Genomic DNA, 17,097 nt, shown 5'->3' with positions numbered 1-17,097 from the left:
GCAGCCGGTATGGGTGATTGTCAGAGGTCGAGGGCGTAGAACTTGCTGTCCACGGCCATCAGCGGGAACGAGGCGGGCAGGGTGTGCTTGGGCACTTCGTGGAAGCCGTGTTTTTCGTAGAAGCGGTGCGCGGCGAGGAACTGTGCGGTGGTGCCCAGCAGGATCTGCTGCACGCCGCGTGCACGGGCAGCCTCCAGCAGCGTAGTGAGCAGGCGTGAGGCGGTGCCGTACGCGGCGCCGCGATAGGCTTGCGCGACGAACATCTTGCGCAGGGCGGCGCGGCCTTCGCCGATGTCCTTCAGGCCGATGGTGCCCACCACTGCTTCGCCGGCCCTGGCGACCCAGAAATCACCGTTGCCCTGTTGGTAGAACTCGCTGATGGCGCGCAGGTCCGGCTGGTCGGCGGCGGTGATGGGGATGCCGAATTCGGTTTGCTGGATGGGTAGGATGACGTTGATTACGGCGGGTTCGTCGGTAGGCTGGAAGCGAGTTATTTGCAGGGGCTGGTTGGGGTGGGCCATGGTGGGGTTCCGGGGCAAAAAAAGTGCAGTTTGCCGATGGCGTGCATGCCAGTAAAGCGTGAGCACGCCGCGAACCGCTGTTGACCTTGACCTTGATCCCGTGCGGCTCTTGATCTTGATTGTGTGCCCCATAAAGCGCCAGGGCCGACTGGAGGTGTTGGCCGAGCGGTCCACGGCGTAGCGGATTTGGTTTCCCGCTTCGGCGATTTCGAATATATCCATTTTCGCGGTGCGACCACCGACCGTTTCGGCCTTACGCCGACTCACTTTTTTTCAGACGCCAAAAAAAGTAAGCAAAAAACGCTTGCCCCTGCTTGGGCCCTACGCTGCGCTACGGGTCCCCTCCTTCCGGCATCGCTCAACGGGCAGACGGCACCCGCTATAGAAGCCTGCGGGTTACCGTCTCTTCGGCCTGCGGCCTCGGCCCTACGGGCAGCCCGTTGATCGACGCCTCCAGTCGGCCCGGGCGCTTTACGGGGCATACAATCAAGATCAAGAGCCAGATCAAGATCACAAGCCAGATCACAAGCAGATCACAAGCAGATCACGAGCGTGGCAGCTTTGCTGCGTATTACCCCCTGGGGATATGTAAGCGAAACATTACCAATTACTTCTCCCTGCCGTAACCCACCTGTCATATGCACTACCTACCATCTGCCCCCACAAACGGCGCCCCGGGCCAGACACCCCGCGGCCCGCCGCAGCGCAAATGGACAGCAGTCCCTGGCACACCCGCCAGGGTGGGAGAACCACGACGATGCACACCGCAATCAGCACCCCCATGCCGTTACCCACGGTGCCCACCAAGCTACCGGCTCGCGCCGTCAAGGTGGCCGCCGTGGTGGCCGTGCACGTGCTGGCGCTGAGCTGGTTTGCCCGTCAGGCGCCCACGCCGCTTGCCGTCAGCCAGCCGCGCACTATTTATGCGTCGGTGATCAACGAACCCGCGCCAGCCCCGGCGGCTGCGCCACAACCACCCGCCGCACCGGTGACGCCGCCGCCACCGCCGCCCACCCCCGTGGCGCGGCCGGTGCCCAAGCCTGTGGCCAAGGCCCCGGCACCACGGCATGTGGCTGCGCCCGCGCCAACGCCGGCGCCGGCGGTAGCCAGCACGGCGGTGGCAGCCCCGGCGGCAGCGCCTGCCGTGGCCGCGGCACCCGTGCCGCCACCGGCACCGCCGAAAACCATCACCCATGGCGTGGAATACCTGCGCGCCCCCGAGCCGCAGTACCCCGACCGTGACCGCGAGGACGGCAACGAAGGCACCGTGGTGCTGCGTGTGCTGGTGGATGAAAGCGGCAAGCCGGGGCACATCGATGTGCTGCGTTCCTCAGGCTTCGGCAGCCTCGACGAGGCGGGCAGGGCAGCCGCCCGGGCGGCGCTGTTCAAGCCGTACCGCGAGGACGGCCGGGCCATGTCGGTGTACGTGATCGTGCCGCTGCGGTTCCAGCTCGACAGCTGACCGCGTCACCCCTTTCAACTCTGAATTTCACCCCGTTGGCGGTCCTGCCAGGACGGCGCTCGGGCGCGTTTTATCCAATTGATGACCTGGAGAGCAAGACCATGGAAAACACTTCGTTAGGGCTGGACATGCTGTGGGGGCAGGCCGACGCCGTCACCCGTGGCGTGGCGTTGATGCTGCTGGCCATGTCGCTGGCGTCCTGGTACGTGATTGCCGACAAGCTGGTGCGCCTGGCCCTGTCGCGGTTGCGCACGCCGCGCCTGCTGGCCGCCTTCTGGGCCGCGCCGACCCTCAGCGACGGCCTGCGCCAGCTGAGCGGCGAAGCCTCCTACGCAGCGCTGACCCACGCCGGTGTCAGCGCCGCCACCCAGCACCGCGAGGCGCTGGACAGCGGCATGAACCCGCCGGCCTTCAGCGACTGGCTGAGCCGCGCGCTGCGCCAGGCCACGCTTGGCGTAGGTGCGCGTTTGCAGGGCGGCATGGCGATTCTCGCCACCGTGGGCTCCAGCGCACCGTTCGTGGGCCTGCTGGGCACCGTGTGGGGTATTTACCACGCGCTGATGAAGATCGGCCTGACCGGCGATGCCAGCATCGACAAAGTGGCCGGCCCCGTGGGCGAAACGCTGATCATGACCGCCCTGGGCCTGGCCGTGGCCATCCCCGCCACCCTGGCCTACAACCTGCTGGTGCGCACCAACAAACAGACCCTGGGCGAGCTGGGCAAGTTTGCCTTCGAGCTGCATGATCTGCTGGTGATCGGCGCCCGCGCCACGCCCCAGGGCCAGTCGCCACAGCGGGCCATGCCCCGGGCCCGCGCGGAGTACGTGTGATGGCTGGCGGACTGCAGGACGAACTGGAAGACGACAGCTTCAACCCGGAAATCAACACCACGCCGCTGGTGGACGTGATGCTGGTGCTGCTGGTGATTTTCATCATCACCGTGCCGGCCATCCAGCACAGCGTCAAGATCGACCTGCCGCACGCTGCCGCCCAGCAGGACAACAAGCCGCCGGTGGCGGTGGACCTGGCCCTGGACAACAGCGGCCACCTGCACTGGGACGACCGCGACATCAGCGACAGCGAGCTGCCGGCGTTGATCGCCGAAGCCGCCGCGCGCCAGCCGGTGCCCGAACTGCACCTGCGCGCCCAGCGTGACACGCCCTACGAGAAAGTCGTGCAAGTGATGGCGGCCGCGCAGTCGGGCGGCCTGGAAAAAATCGGCTTCGTCACCCAGGCCGTCACCCCTTAACCCACCGCTGCGATCGCCCCTGCCCACACCCGGGCAGGCGGCTTCGTGCGCTCATTTTTCGGTACCGTCATGCGTCGCAACCACCCGTTTTACCTGTTGTCCCTGCGCACGGGCGCCGGCCTTGCCGCCTTCGCCCTGGCCCCGTCGATCTGGGCGGCCGACCCGGCCCCGGTCATTGACGACAGCGTGCTGGCGACCTTGCCCCAGGTCACCGTCAAGGCTGCCAAGGCGAAGAAGCCCGACCTGCACAAGCAGATGTCCAGCGGCGCCCTGGGCAGCAAGGCGGCCATCGACACACCGTTCTCGCTCAAGAGCGTCAGCAGCGAAGAGATCCAGCAGCGCCAGGCCGGCATCCTCTCCGAGGCGGTGAAGTACGACGCCTCGGTGACCTCCATCAGCTCCAGCTACGGCACGCACCCGGCCACCCTGGCCGTGCGTGGCCTGCCCCTGGATGACCTGAACGGCTACAAGGTGGACGGCATGGCCAACATCAACCGCGGCGTGGAAATGCCGCTGGAGATGTTCGACAGCGTCGAGGTGCTCAAGGGCCTGTCGGGCTTCATGTACGGCTTCGGCAGCCCCGGCGGTATCGTCAACTACGTGACCAAGCGGCCTACCGACAAGACCATTTTCAGCGTCGATGCCGGCTACCAGTCCGACAACGTCTACAAGGAACACGTGGACGTGGGCGGGCGCCTGGACGACCCGCGCTTCGGCTACCGCCTGAACCTGGTGCACGAGGAGGGCGACGCGGCCAGCGGCGGCTCGGCGGTGAACCGCACGGCGGTGGGCCTGGCATTGGATGCCAAGCTGACCGATGACCTGACCATCAATTTCGACACCCTGTACCAGCAACGCACCACCTCGGGCGGCACCGACATTGTGGTCAGCCCCTCGTACTCGTTGCCCAAGGCCATCGACGGCAGCAAGCGCCTGTACAGCAACGGCTCCTACACCGATGTCGACTACAGCCTGTCGACGCTGTCGGCCACCTACCAGTTCAACCCCAACTGGCAGGGCAAGCTGGCGTACCGCTATAGCGATTCGGACCGCCGCTACGTGAAGGACCAGTACCAGATCAGCAGCAACAGCGGCAACTACTCCGACAAGGTCACTTCCGAATACCACGGCTATGAATACAACGATGCCATGGGCACCCTGGAGGGCAAGTTCGACACCGGCTGGTTCAGCCATGACGTGGTGCTGGGCAGCAGCTATTCCGAGCTTGATTCGCGCAAATCGGTGAACACGCCGAAGACCACCGTGGGCAAGGGCAACCTCTACGACCCGACGATTTTCTCGGTCTACGACATCGACTACAGCGGCGGCACCTACGGCGACGACCAGATCAAGGAGAGCGCGGTCTTCGCCAGCGACACCATCGGCCTGGGCGAGCAGTGGTCGTTGCTGGTGGGCCTGCGCAACGAAACCTTCCGCGAGGAAACCCACGACTCGGCCACCAGCGACGCGGTGCGCTACAAGGCGCGCCCGGCCACCCCAACCGTGGCGTTGATGTACAAGCCCATCAAGGACCTGACCGCCTATGTCAGCTACGTCGAGTCGCTGGAAGCGGGCGGCACCGCGCCCACCGGCACGGTCAACGAAGACAGCACCCTGGGCCCGCTGCGCAGCAAGCAGTATGAAATCGGCATGAAGGTGCAGCGCCGCAACTGGAGTGCCACCGCCGCCGCCTTCCGCATCGACCGCGGCGCCGAGTACACCAACAGCCTCAACGAATACGTGCAGAGCGGCACCATTCGCTACCAGGGCCTGGAGCTGAACGCCAGCGTCGACCCCATCGACAGCCTGACGCTGGAAGGCAGCATCATGTCCCTGGACTCCGAGTACATGGACGCAGGCGATGTGGACGGCAACCGCGCCGCCGGCGCCGCCCACTACCAGGCCGCCGCCCAGGCTACCTACCGCATTGGCGCGGTACCCGGCCTGTTCGTGCGCGCCGGTGCCCAGCGCATTGGCCCCATGGCGGTGGACTCGGGCAACGTCAACACCCTGGACGCCTACAACCTGTTCGACGCCGGCGGTGGCTACCGCATGAAGCTGGCGGGCGGCCACGCGCTGACCTTCGGTGCCAACGTCACCAACCTTGCCAACAAGAAATACTGGACCTGGTACCAGGAAAACTACCTGCAACCCGGTTCGCCACGGACCCTGAGCGTGAATGCCCGTTATGACTTCTAAACCGATGCGCCTGTTGGGCCTGGCCCTGGCGCTTGCCGCCAGCACCTTGGCCCACGCCGATACCCTGGACACCCGCGGCCTGCGCCTGGACAAAGTAGTGCTGGTGATGCGCCACGGCATCCGCCCGGCCACCGACACGGCGGCGCTGAACGCAGCGTCCGCCAAACCCTGGCCGAGGTTCGCGGTGGCCGATGGCCAACTCACCGAGCATGGCCGCGCCGCCACGGTGCTGCTGGGCCAGTGGCAACGCAGCTACCTGAAGGGCAAGGGCCTGCTGGCCGCCGACGGCTGCCCCGGCGCTGGCCAGGTGTACCTGCTGGCCAGCCCGGCGGCGCGCACCCGCGCCACTGGCGAGGCGCTGCTGGACGGCATGTTCCCCGGCTGCCAGGTGCCGGTGCACCACGGCCGCGCCAGCCAGGACCGGCTGTTCCATGCCAGTGAAAATGGCCTGGGTGCGCTGGACCGCCAGCAGGCCGAGCAGGCCATGCTCGCCGCCATGGGCGGCAGCCCGCAGGCCGCGCACGGCCGTTACAGCGCGGCGCTGATGCGCATGCAGCAAGTGGTGGGCGTGCCGGCCAGTTGCGCCAAGGGCAAAGCCTGTGGGCTGAGCGAGCAGGCCTGGGGCCTGAAAGAGAAGGGCAGTGCGGTGAAGCTCAGCGGCCCGCTGAGCGTGGGCGCGGCCATGGCCGAGACCATTCGCATGGAATACGCCGAAGGCATGCCGCTGCCCCAGGTGGCGTTCGGTCACGCCAGCAATGCGGCGCAAGTGGCGGGGTTGATGGAACTGCGCAGTGCCAAATACGCTCTGACTCAGCACCTGCCGTACATTGCCAGGCGCGGCGCCTCGCAATTGCTGCACCAGGTGCTGCTGGCGCTGGCGCAGGCCGACCAGCCGGTGGCCGGTGGCCCGCCACCGGCGTCGTGGTTGGCGTACGTGGGGCATGACAGCAATATCGCGCAGTTGCGCACGCTGCTGGGCTTCGACTGGAAGATTGCCGAGTACCCGCAAAACGATGCGGCGCCCGGCGGCACGCTACTGTTCGAACGCTGGCTGGACCCGCGCGACGGCCAACGCTACGTGAGCCTTGCGTACCTGGCGCAGAGCCTCGACCAGTTGCGTGGCTTGAGCCACGACGCGCCGTACCGGGTGCAGTTCAGCGGCCCGGACGGCAAGGCGCTGATGCCGCTGGCGCAGTTCGAACAGGCCATGGGCGCGCGTATCGACACCACCGCCACCGAGCCGCAGGCCTATGCTGATGAATAAACCCTGAAACCGAGGTGAGGATTGAGCCAGCTGAAACACGTTTTACTGCTGATGGGGTTGCTGGCGCTGGCCGCCTGTAGCCATCAGTTGCAGCAGCCCAGCCTCACCCCCGAGCAGGTGCGCGCCAAGGTCGCGCGCCTGCTGCCGCCTTCGGCCAGCCAGCGTCAGGCCTGGGCGGCGGACATTCAGACGGCGTTCCAAGCCCAGGCGCTGGAACCCAGCACGCAGAACCTGTGTTCGGTGATCGCCGTCATCGAGCAGGAATCCAACTTCCAGGCCGACCCGCAAGTGCCCGGCCTGGGTGGCATCGCCCGCGCCGAGATCGACCGGCGCGCGGCGCGTCTTCATGTGCCGGGCTTCCTGGTGGACGCGGCGCTGGCGATCAAATCCCCCACCGGCAAGACCTACGCCCAGCGTATTGCCAGCGTGCGTTCGGAGCGCGAGCTGAGTGATGTGTTCGACGATTTCATCGGCATGGTGCCGTTGGGGCGGCAACTGTTCGGCACGTTCAACCCGGTGCACACTGCAGGGCCTATGCAGGTCAGCGTCGACTTTGCCGAACGCAACGCGCGCGGCTACCCGTACCCGCTACAGGGCACGGTGCGGCGCGAGGTATTCAGCCGCCGTGGCGGGGTGTATTTCGGCACCGCGCACTTGTTGGGTTACCCGGTGCATTACCCCGAGCCGTTGTACCGCTTCGCCGACTTCAACGCGGGCCACTACGCCAGCCGCAACGCGGCGTTCCAGGCGGCGTTGAACCGCCTGGTGAAAGCGCGCCTGGCGCTGGACGGCGACCTGATCGATTACGGCTCGCTCAGCGCCGGGGCCACCGAGCTTGCGGTGCGCTCGCTGGGCAAGCGCCTGGGCATGAGCGACAGCGCCATTCGCAGCGCGCTGGACAAGGGCGAGCAGCTGGAATTCGAGGACACGCGGGTGTACCAGCGGGTATTCGAGCTGGCCGACCAGGTGGCCGGCAAGCCGGTGCCACGGGCGATTCTGCCGGGCATTACCCTGGAAAGCCCGAAGATCACCCGCCACCTCACCACCGCCTGGTTCGCCCGCCGCGTGGACGAACGCCGCGCCCGCTGCGTGGCACGCGATTAACCACCCCCCCGTAGCAGCTGCCGCAGGCTGCGTCCGGCACCACCGCGGTGTGGCTGACAGGACGCGGCCTGCGGGACTCCGTGTACCTCGTCGATCGCGATGGAGACGACGCCGTTTCAAGGCAGTTGCTGCTACATCCTGTGGGAGCTGGCTTGCCAGCGAGCTGTTGGGGCCATAAACGCTCGGTGGCAAGCCAGCTCCCACAAAGACAGTTGCTGCTACGCCGACGTGCGGGCGAACGTAAGGTGGGAGATTGGCCACCCCCCGTAGCAGCTGCCGCATGCTGCGTCCGGCACCACCGCAGTGTGGCTGACAGGACGCGGCCTGCGGCCGCTGCTACGCAGACGCGCGGGGGACCGTAAGGTGGGAGATTGGCCACCCCCCGTAGCAGCTGCCGCAGGCTGCGTCCGGCACCACCGCATTGTGGCTGACAGGACGCGGCCTGCGGCCGCTGCTACGCAGACGCGGGGGGGGACCGTAAAGTGGGGATTGGCCACCCCCGTAGCAGCTGCCGCAGGCTGCGTCCAATGCCACCGCGGTGTAGCTGAAAGGACGCGGCCTACGGCCGCTGCTACGCAGACGCGCGGGGGACCGTAAGGTGGGAGGTTGGCCACCCCGTAGCAGCTGCCGCAGGCTGCGTCCAATGCCACCGCGGTGTGGCTGAAAGGACGCGGCCTGCGGCCGCTGCTACGGGGAGTGTGAAGGTGGGGTCAGCGCGGGGCGCTGCGCAGCGACGATGGCCCGCCGCTCAGTTCGATGCGCTGCTTGCTGTCCACCAGCTTGCCGTTTTCTATGCTGTACAGGCCCAACTGGTGTTCGACGTTGAACTGCACGATCACATGCTTGCTGTCGGCGCTGAACACCACGCCCTGGGACGAGTTGCCGTCGGCCACGTCATTGACCTTTTCCGCCTTGCCGTTGCGCAGGGCAAACAGCGTCACCCGGCCATGGGCACGTACGCCGGGGTTGTCCGGGGTCAGGTTGGAGCCGTCGATGGACTGCGCCACGATCCATTTGCCGTCAGGGGAAATCGCCACGCCTTCAGGCAGCGACGGCACGTTGATGTGCTGCACTGCGCGGAACGGCACCTTCGACACGTCGACCAGGGTCACGCTGTCTTCATCACCCGCCAGGCGCCCCTTGTAGTTGGGCAGGCCGGCCAGGCCGACATTGCTGACCACCGCCCAATGGCCGTCGCTGGACACATCGATGGTGTACGGCGCCACGCCGGTGCTGATGCGGTCGCCACTGTCGGCCCACTTGCCGTCCACCAGGTTCAACACCGCCACGCCTTGTTCATCGCGCAGCGATACCAGCACATGCTGGCCGTCGTGGGTGAAGGCCGCGCCGGCCAGGCGCTTGCTGCCCACGGCGATGCTGTCGAGCACGGTCACCTGGTGGCCATCGATGCGCAGCGGGCGCACGCCGCCGTCCACGCAGGTGACCACCGCCCATTTGCCGCTGCGGTCGAAGGCCACGGCCTGCGGGTGGCTGCCCAGTTCAATCTTGCTGACGTTGGCCGGCTTGGCGGCCAGGTCCACTACTTGCAGGAAGGTGTCCATCTGCAGTTGCTTGGCAGCGTGGTCGTAGCGCGTGGGCGCGGCCACCAGCGCCAGGCTGCCATCGGGGCTGATGGCTGCGGCCTGGGGTGGGCCCTGGATGCCGTTTTCGACTTCCACTGTCTGGTTTACCTTGGGCGGGAATACGCTGGCGTCCAGCACTGTCAGGGTGTCGGGCTTGACGCTGTCGGGGTAGGTGTCGCGGCCTTGCACCCGCTGGTACTTGCCGTCGTTGGACGATACCACCCAGTCGGCGGCACTCACCGACTGGGCAGCGAGCAGCGACAGGGCTAGAACTGAAACCGGTTTCAACATGGCGCGCAAAGTGAGCATTGAGGCCACAGGGACATCCTCGAAAAGGGCAGGCTGGGAAAGTGCGACACTATAGCGCAGCCGTTGCCCCGGGACGGGTGAAATTGATGCCCGCCCCAGTCGAGAAAAAGTCGGCCTGATTTAAATCAGGCGCCGACCGCCTTGTGCAGGCGTGCCAGGGCATGGTCATACATGCGCGTGCGGCGGTGGCCCTTGCCATAGGTGCCGCGGGCGGCCACGGTGCCGGACTGGATGTGGTCGAGGTATTTGAACAGACGGCGCGCGGAGAGGGTGGCGATGGAGAAACCCGAAGCCACCATGCGGTCCTGCAAGGTGTAGCCCGGCACCCGGTCGTCCATGCAGAAGTGCAGGCCGCGGTGCTTCATGGCTTTCGCATTCCACAGGGTGCAGAAGCTCTTGAGGTGGGTTTCCTTCCAGGGCTTGGGCTCACGGGCCGACAGGCCCAGCGCTCGTGCTGCGCGGCGGTATTGATGTTTGCAATAGCGCGAACTGAAGCGCCATGCCGTGCGCACCAGGCCACGGTCAATTTGTTCGAAACAGCCCACTGCTGCGGTATTGGAATTTTTACCAATCATATCAAGCATTAAACTGAATACTTCGGGTTTGTATATAAAAGTGTCAGTATGCATAAGCAGAATATAATCAGTGTCGATGCGCTCCAGAATCAAGTCCAGGGCCCTGCCGTGGGCAATGTGGCCAGCTTCGCCGGCGGGTTGTACACGCTCCAGCAAGTTGATCCAATCCAGCCCGCGCAAGTATTCGGTACTGTCATCGGCGGAGTTGTTGTCCACCACCCACACCGGCACATCCAGGCCTTTCAGCTGCTCGCGCAGCAGTTCCAGGCAGGCACGGGTCATCTCGCAGGTCTTGTAGTTGACCATGGCAATGCTGAAACGCGGCCCAGCTGGAATTGTATCGGTTGGGATGCTCATGTTGTCTCCTTGATACATCGCGTGCATCTATGTTTGGCGCGCGCCATATAGGTGTCGTGCGGCGCAGGAATACCTCGGCGGGGAGGGGCCTGTAGAGGAAGTCATTCAATGAATGAAACTATCGCGTGGGTTGCGTGAAAATTTTGTTATGAGCGCGGCAAGGAAATGTCGACAGGGCGAAAGTTGTGTAAGTCATATGTAAACATATGTTTCAAACTGTGCACCAATTGCCTTGGGCCGAATGGTGCCGGGGAGGTGGGCGACGCGCGGGCAGACGAAAAAGTACCGGTGAAAATGACTTTTGTGTAGGGCCATGCATATCGATTCGGGAAATAATGCAAGCCATCCCGCCCTGCATAAGCCGGGCTAAGGCACCTCCAAAAGGCGTGCTACAGCGCACAGGGGGTGGACACAGTCGCTCACAGGTTAATAAAAACAATGCGAATCCTGACAAGTAGATCCCGCTGGGCCGTGCTTGCACTGCTTGCGCTGGGCGTCCTGATTTCCTACGTCGACCGCACCAGCATTTCTTCCGCGCTGGCGGATCCCGCCTTCATTCAGCACTTCCAATTGACCAGCCTGGACCGTGGCTGGCTCAACTCGGCCTTCTTCTGGTCATACGGCCTGTTCCAGGTGCCGATGGGCTGGGTGGCCGATCGCTATGGCGTGAAATGGCCCTATGCAGTGTCCTTCGGGGCGTGGTGCATTTTTACCATGTTGCTGGGCGTGGTCCATGCACTGGAAAGCCTGATCGCGCTGCGGCTACTGATCGGCGCGTCCGAGGCTATCGTGATTCCCGCGAGTTTCCGCTGGATACGCAATAACTTTGATGAGAGCCGCCACGGCCTCGCTGCCGGCCTGCTGGCCATGGGCAACAAGCTGGGCCCCGCCATTGGTGCCCCGATAGCCGCGTTGTTGATTGTGAGTTATTCGTGGCAAGTGATGTTCATCGCCACGGGCATGGTCGGCCTGCTGTGGCTTGTCCCCTGGTTGTTGACCGTCAACAATGACTTGCCGTCCAGGGACGAACTGTCCAAAACCCAGGGCCAGGCGCGGTCAGTGAGCCTGCACGGCATCCTGAGCAGCCCGGTGATATGGGGCGGGCTGATCACCAACTTCTGCTATGGCTACTTCGCTTTCTACTGCATGACGTGGATGCCCGCCTACCTGGTCGAGCAACGAGGCCTGTCGATATCCAGTTCGGGGCTGTTCACGTTCGCAAGCTTCGCCGGTATCGCCGTGGTCGCGGTGCTGGCGGGCTGGGCAGCGGACCGGATCATTGCCCGGGGCTATGACGCGGTGCGGGTACGCAAGGTCTTCGTGATCGCAGGTTTCACCCTTGCCTGCACCGTGTTGCTCGGCGCCTACGCGCCCAGCCAGAACATGGCCCTGTTCTGGAACACCTTCTCCCTCTCGTGCCTGGGCTTGACCACGGCCAATAACCTGGTGTTGTCGCGCATGACGTTGATCCCCAGGCAGATGGTCGGGTTGGTGACTGGCGTGCAGCAACTCGCGACAAGCCTTGCCGGCGGGGTGGCGGCCGGTCTTTCGGGTTGGCTATTGCAGTCCAGTGGCAGCTACGACCTGCCGATGAAAGTGATCCTGGCGTTTCTGCTGGTCGGCGCGTTCGCCACCATCGTCCTGTATCGCCCCGAATGGGCACCCAAAATCAGCGAGCCACGTGGGCAGCTGCACAGCGCCTAGCACGCAGCATCGTTGGCGAATCCAAGAGCGGCCATGGCTGGCCAGAACAAAAAAGTGGGGAACTGATTTTCATGGCAAAAATTGTATTCGGAATGGCAGTGCCGCACAGCGGCATGCTTGGGCAGGCCCCCGAGGACTGGTTGAACAATGGCGAGCGCGATCGCAGCAACCCCGAGCTGTGGTACCGCAATCGCACCTGGACCTACCCTGAACTGGAAGCGCACCGCGAGGCGGCTTTCGAGCCCTACCTCACGCTGGAGGAACGTACCGGGCGCGCCGCCCGCTGCCGCGAGGCGCTGGACGTGATGGCGCAGGCTTACCGCGATGCGAACATCGACGTGGCCATTATCCTGGGCAAGGACCAGAAGGAAATCTTCACTGATTTCTCGCCATCCATCGCCATCTACAGCGGCGCGGAGGTGCATAACGGTCCGCCGCAGCGTTCGGTCTACGCCCCCGATCACCCTGTCACCCACCAGTGCCACCCGGGGCTGGCGGCGTATCTGATCAAGTATTTCCAGGGCGAGGACTTCGACCTCACCGACCTGTTTGCATGGCCCGATAACGTGTGGATGAAGCCGCTGCCGGAGTACCCGGTAGTGCCGCATGCCTACAGTTTTGTCTACCACCAGATCATGTCGGACAACCCACCGCCGCATGTGCCGATCATCATGAACTGCTTCTACCCGCCGACCCAGCCGTCCATGTCGCGCTGCATCGAGTTTGGCCGGGTATTGCGCGACGCCATCAACGCGTGGCCCGAGAACGTCCGGGTGGGCATCTTTGCTTCTGGCGGGCTGTCGCACTTCGTCAACGACGAAGAGTTCGACCGGCGCATCATGAAAATGCTGTCCGAGTACGACTACGAAGGGCTGGCCTCGGTGGACGAGCGTTCCTACCAGTCGGGCACCTCGGAGATCAAGTTGTACGTGAGCGTGATGAAGGCCGTGCAAGAGACCGGCGCGCAGATGACCCTGGTGGATTACGTGCCCTGCTGGCGAACGCCTGCGGGAACGGGCGAGGGCATGGGCTTCATGTACTGGCAGCCCGACCGCTGAGAAGGGGTGGCACGCAAGACGTCGCAGCAAGGAACACACAACGCGTTGTCTGGATAGCGACGCAGGAGGCAGTTGAGCGGAGGGTGAACCTACCGCTCAGCCAAGCATAATAACGGAGACATTAGCTGTGTATCTGAACTCCCCGCTAAAAAAGCTCATGGCTTATTCAGCCGTCTGGGGCACCTGGATTTTCATTTCATCCAGCGTACAGGCTGCGACAGTCACGCAAGGCACGGCATTGCTGAACCGCCTGGGCCCGGTGACTTCCGAGCTGTATGTGGCGAATGCCGACGGCACCGACGAGCACAAGCTGCTGCCCACACCGGGTTTTGATTACCACGCGTCTTTCTCGAAGGATGGCCAGTGGGTCGTCTTTACCTCCGAGCGTGACGGCCTCGGCGAAGCCAATCTGTACCGCGTGAAAGCCGACGGCACCGAGCTGAAAAGGCTCACCGATCACATCGCCATTGACGACGCGGCGGTCTTTTCGCCGACCGATCCCCACGTCATCGCCTTCGTCTCGTCGCGTCGCGGCAAGGACGCGTTTGGCACCACCAACATCTGGACGCTGAACATCACGACCGGCGCGTTGAAGAACGTCACCGGCGCCATCACGTTCGATCCGGGCAAGCCCCACAGCTTCTTCCGCCCGACGTGGTCGCCAGATGGCAAGTGGATTGCACTGTCTTCCGATATCGGCTCGGACTGGCGCGGTCATAACCTGCCGGTGGGTTGGGAGCGCACGCAGGAAAGCAGCATCTACATCATTCACCCCGATGGCTCGGGCTGGAAGAAGATTGCCAGCAACCCCGGCTTCGACGAAGGTTCGCCGACCTGGTCGCCCGATGGCAAACGCGTCGCGTTTTATGAAACGCCGGTGGAATCCACCTGGGGCGCGCATCGCCCGGAGTTGATCAACAAGGTCAGCTCGCAAATCGAGTCGGTTGATCTGGCCACGCTGTCGCGCACCGCGCTGACGTCGACGCCAGGCCTGAAAGTGTTCCCGCAATATATCTCGGCGACCAACGTCGCTTATCACGTGAAGGGTGGCGAAACCGAAGGTATCTACACCACCGCAGGTACGTCGCGCTCCACCGTCAATACCGGCATTCGCTCGCCGCACTATTCAGCGGACGGCACCAAGGTAGTCTACGAAAAGATCACCCTGCGGCCGGCGCATCCCAATGGCACGCCGCTGTTCAGTTTCGACCCCGCGTGGAACTACCGGTATATCGACGTGTTCCCGCAATTGTCGGCCGACCGCAAGAAGTTGGTGTACACGGAAAAAGCCATGGGCTCGTCGATTGCCACCCTCAATCCGGATTTCACCGGTTATCAGCGTATCTACGACCCAACTAACAGCGGCTTGCCTGCAGACATGATTCAGAAGGGCCTGGCAGGGGCGTTCCAGCCGACGTGGTCGCCGAATCGCGAGTGGGTGGCCTTCGGCATTGGCGACTGGTTCTTCACGCGTGGCATGGGCCCGGGTCGCATTGCGCGTATCAAGGCCGATGGCAGCATGGACGGCAAGCCGGAAATCCTTACGGATGGTTCGATCAATGCGGGTTTCCCGAGCTACTCGCCGGACGGCAAGAAGATCGTGTATCGCGTGTGGAGCCCGAAGGTTCAAGGCCTGTGGATTCTGGACGTGGACACGCGCCAGACGACGGTGCTGACGACCGAGGCCGACAACCTGCCGGGCTGGTCGCCCGACGGCAGCAAAATTGTCTTCACGCGCAAGGAAATCAACCCAACCGATCCGAACAAGTTCCACTATGACGTGTACACCATCAAACCCGATGGCACGGCCGTAACCCGCCTGACCACACCGGGTGCGAACCAGGGGCACGCCGTGTGGCTGTACGACGGGCGTATTGCCTATAGCTCGGGTGTGTATGGTTTTCGCGATGAACTCGCGCTGTACGACAACACGTTCCAGCCTGATGGGCAAAACTGGGTGATGAATGCCGATGGCTCCCGTCAGCACGCGATTACCGATACATTGTGGGAAGATTCGATGCCGCTGTACGTGCCGAATCAGTAAGCACGTTTTTGCTGGGAGGTAATGAAGACGCCGTGCGAAAGCACGGCGTTTTTTTGTTTCTTCACACAAGGCTGGCAACGCGACGCACCCGTAGCAGCGGCCCCAGGCCGCGTCCCGGAGCAACGCAGGGCTGCCGCCGGACGCAGCCTTCACCCTCGCTGGAGATCTTCAGTGTACTCAGGGACCAGCGCAGCCTGGCGGCAGCGGCTACGGAAATACCGCACCCGTAGCAGCGGCCCCAGGCCGCGTCCTGGCGCAATGCAGGGCCACAGCCGGACGCAGCCTTCGGCAGCTGCTACGCGAATCTGTAGCCGCTGCCGCAGGCTGCGCAGGCCTTTATCCTCGCTGGAGATCTTCAGTGCACATAGGGGCCAGCGCAGCCTGGCGGCAGCGGCTACGGAAATACCGCACCTGTAGCAGCGGCCGCAGGCCGCGTCCTGGAGCAACGCAGGGCCGCCGCCGGACGCAGCCTTCGGCAGCTGCTACGCGAATCGTACGTCGCGGCCAGTAGGCCGTGTCACAGGCGCCACAACACCGCCTACCGCAGCAACCAATCAGAAATGAACTTCAACCTGCAACATCGGCGTCGACGTCCTGGTGTTGACCGCCTCGTCGCTTGGCGTGCCGAACATGTTCTTCCAGTATTCATAACCGACGCCCGCATAGACCGTCCGCGGGTGGCCGGCGAATGAGCCGACGTCTGCCAACAGCGCAGCACGGGTGAGGTATTCGGTCGTGGTCTTGACGCCAAACCCGTCTTTGCCTTTAGGGCCGGTGCTGCTGAAAAAACCACGGAATATCATGGGCACCGAGCCTAGGCGGAATGGGTAGAGCCACGAACTCTCGACGTGCCAGGCGGTGTCGTAGTCCACGTCCACGCCGACAATGCCGTTATGGTTGCTTTCGGTGCGGGCACCCAGGGTCAGGTTCCAGAAGCCGCGCGGCAGGGCGAACTCGACGGTGCCACCCAGCACGAGCATGCGGGCGCGCTGGGCGTAGGCATCGTTTTTCGTGCCGAACTCATACCCACCCGTAAGGCCGAAGTCGCGAATCACGCCAACACCCATCGGCTTGCCGAAGATCTTGCTGGCGCTCGCCGTGACCCGACCGACGCTATACACCTCCTGCGCACCCCCGCTGTTGGGGCCGCCAACTTCCGGGTTCGCCGAGTCCGACACGCGGTAATCAACGTTGAACGCGTAGCTGCCATACCTGAAGCCGCCGGTGGTCGTCAGGTAACCAATATTCTGCTTGATCTTGTCGGCAACGCCCGGGAAGTGGAAGTTGTTGCCTACGCGGTAGCCAATAAATGTGTCATTCCACGATACCGGCGGCTTACCGACCTGTTCGTCCAACTTTGCGAGGTCTGGAAAAGCATGTGGCGCGTTGGAATTGGCTGGCGTTTGTTGGGTTGTTTGGGCATCCGGCGGAGCGGAAGTTGTGGGCGCATCAAGCACCTCTTGCGCGTGACCCAACTCGCTGAAGCAACAGAGCATCGCCGTGCCGAGCAATAATCTGGGCAACGGTTTAGATGTTTTTTTCATGTTTTCATCCGTATAGATTTTGTTGTTTTTATAGAACACGTTTCATTGGACTTATGTTCATCGGCCAGCCGTGGTTGTTTTCCACGCTTGATTCGGTCGCACCGAACGCAACTAACTGATGAAA

General features: G+C 63.8%; 13 protein-coding genes. 9 read left to right on the top strand and 4 right to left on the bottom strand.

Annotation, left to right across the window (positions count from 1 at the left end):
* Positions 1–20: 20 nt before the first annotated feature.
* Entirely contained in the window at positions 21–521 is a 501-nt protein-coding gene (locus tag AC0SZ7_RS19425) for a GNAT family N-acetyltransferase (RefSeq protein WP_475505908.1), read from the bottom strand.
* Between the two features lie 757 nt (positions 522–1,278).
* On the opposite strand from AC0SZ7_RS19425, the gene AC0SZ7_RS19420 reads away from it, so the two are divergent.
* The 6 genes from AC0SZ7_RS19420 to AC0SZ7_RS19395 all read left to right on the top strand — a co-directional run bounded on the left by AC0SZ7_RS19420 (position 1,279) and on the right by AC0SZ7_RS19395 (position 7,799).
* Positions 1,279–1,983 carry an energy transducer TonB gene (locus tag AC0SZ7_RS19420; RefSeq protein WP_475505907.1) on the top strand — a complete coding sequence of 235 codons (705 nt, stop codon included), beginning with the start codon at positions 1,279–1,281 and terminating at the stop codon, positions 1,981–1,983.
* A gap of 101 nt (positions 1,984–2,084) precedes the next feature.
* Positions 2,085–2,813, top strand: coding sequence for a MotA/TolQ/ExbB proton channel family protein (locus AC0SZ7_RS19415; RefSeq protein ID WP_475505906.1), 729 nt, complete (start codon positions 2,085–2,087; stop codon positions 2,811–2,813).
* A complete protein-coding gene (locus tag AC0SZ7_RS19410; protein ID WP_475505905.1) occupies positions 2,813–3,232 on the top strand; it encodes an ExbD/TolR family protein in 420 nt (139 codons plus the stop codon). The genes AC0SZ7_RS19415 and AC0SZ7_RS19410 overlap by 1 nt, the downstream gene beginning before the upstream one ends.
* A 69-nt stretch (positions 3,233–3,301) precedes the next feature.
* A complete protein-coding gene (locus AC0SZ7_RS19405) occupies positions 3,302–5,431 on the top strand; it encodes a TonB-dependent receptor (RefSeq protein ID WP_475505904.1) in 2,130 nt (709 codons plus the stop codon).
* Positions 5,421–6,695 carry a histidine-type phosphatase gene (locus AC0SZ7_RS19400; protein WP_475505903.1) on the top strand — a complete coding sequence of 425 codons (1,275 nt, stop codon included), beginning with the start codon at positions 5,421–5,423 and terminating at the stop codon, positions 6,693–6,695. The genes AC0SZ7_RS19405 and AC0SZ7_RS19400 overlap by 11 nt, the downstream gene beginning before the upstream one ends.
* 51 nt (positions 6,696–6,746) lie before the next feature.
* Positions 6,747–7,799, top strand: coding sequence for a DUF1615 domain-containing protein (locus AC0SZ7_RS19395; RefSeq protein ID WP_475506055.1), 1,053 nt, complete (start codon positions 6,747–6,749; stop codon positions 7,797–7,799).
* Between the two features lie 710 nt (positions 7,800–8,509).
* On the opposite strand, the gene AC0SZ7_RS19390 is transcribed toward AC0SZ7_RS19395, so the two are convergent.
* Entirely contained in the window at positions 8,510–9,691 is a 1,182-nt protein-coding gene (locus AC0SZ7_RS19390; RefSeq protein ID WP_475505902.1) for a YncE family protein, read from the bottom strand.
* Between the two features lie 125 nt (positions 9,692–9,816).
* Complete coding sequence (locus tag AC0SZ7_RS19385; protein ID WP_475505901.1) at positions 9,817–10,623, bottom strand: glycosyltransferase; 807 nt, start codon at positions 10,621–10,623, stop codon at positions 9,817–9,819.
* Positions 10,624–11,028: 405 nt separating this feature from the next.
* Between AC0SZ7_RS19385 and AC0SZ7_RS19380 the strand changes: the two genes are divergently transcribed.
* From AC0SZ7_RS19380 to AC0SZ7_RS19370, 3 genes are all read left to right on the top strand, one after another.
* Positions 11,029–12,327, top strand: a complete 1,299-nt coding sequence (locus AC0SZ7_RS19380; protein ID WP_475505900.1) for an MFS transporter — start codon at positions 11,029–11,031, stop codon at positions 12,325–12,327.
* Between the two features lie 71 nt (positions 12,328–12,398).
* Positions 12,399–13,385: a DODA-type extradiol aromatic ring-opening family dioxygenase gene (locus AC0SZ7_RS19375; protein ID WP_475505899.1), complete on the top strand. Its 987-nt coding sequence runs from the start codon at positions 12,399–12,401 to the stop codon at positions 13,383–13,385.
* Positions 13,386–13,512: 127 nt separating this feature from the next.
* The gene (locus AC0SZ7_RS19370) at positions 13,513–15,429 is read left to right on the top strand and encodes a hypothetical protein (RefSeq protein WP_475505898.1); all 1,917 of its coding nucleotides are present in this window, start codon (positions 13,513–13,515) and stop codon (positions 15,427–15,429) included.
* Positions 15,430–15,983: 554 nt separating this feature from the next.
* Here AC0SZ7_RS19370 and AC0SZ7_RS19365 read toward each other — a convergent pair.
* Positions 15,984–17,012 (bottom strand): hypothetical protein, encoded by a 1,029-nt coding sequence (locus AC0SZ7_RS19365; RefSeq protein ID WP_475505897.1) that lies wholly within the window; start codon positions 17,010–17,012, stop codon positions 15,984–15,986.
* Between the last annotated feature and the right edge of the window lie 85 nt (positions 17,013–17,097).

The organism is Pseudomonas sp. JC1203 (genome assembly GCF_056175065.1).
This window is presented reverse-complemented; position numbering and strand designations above follow the sequence as displayed.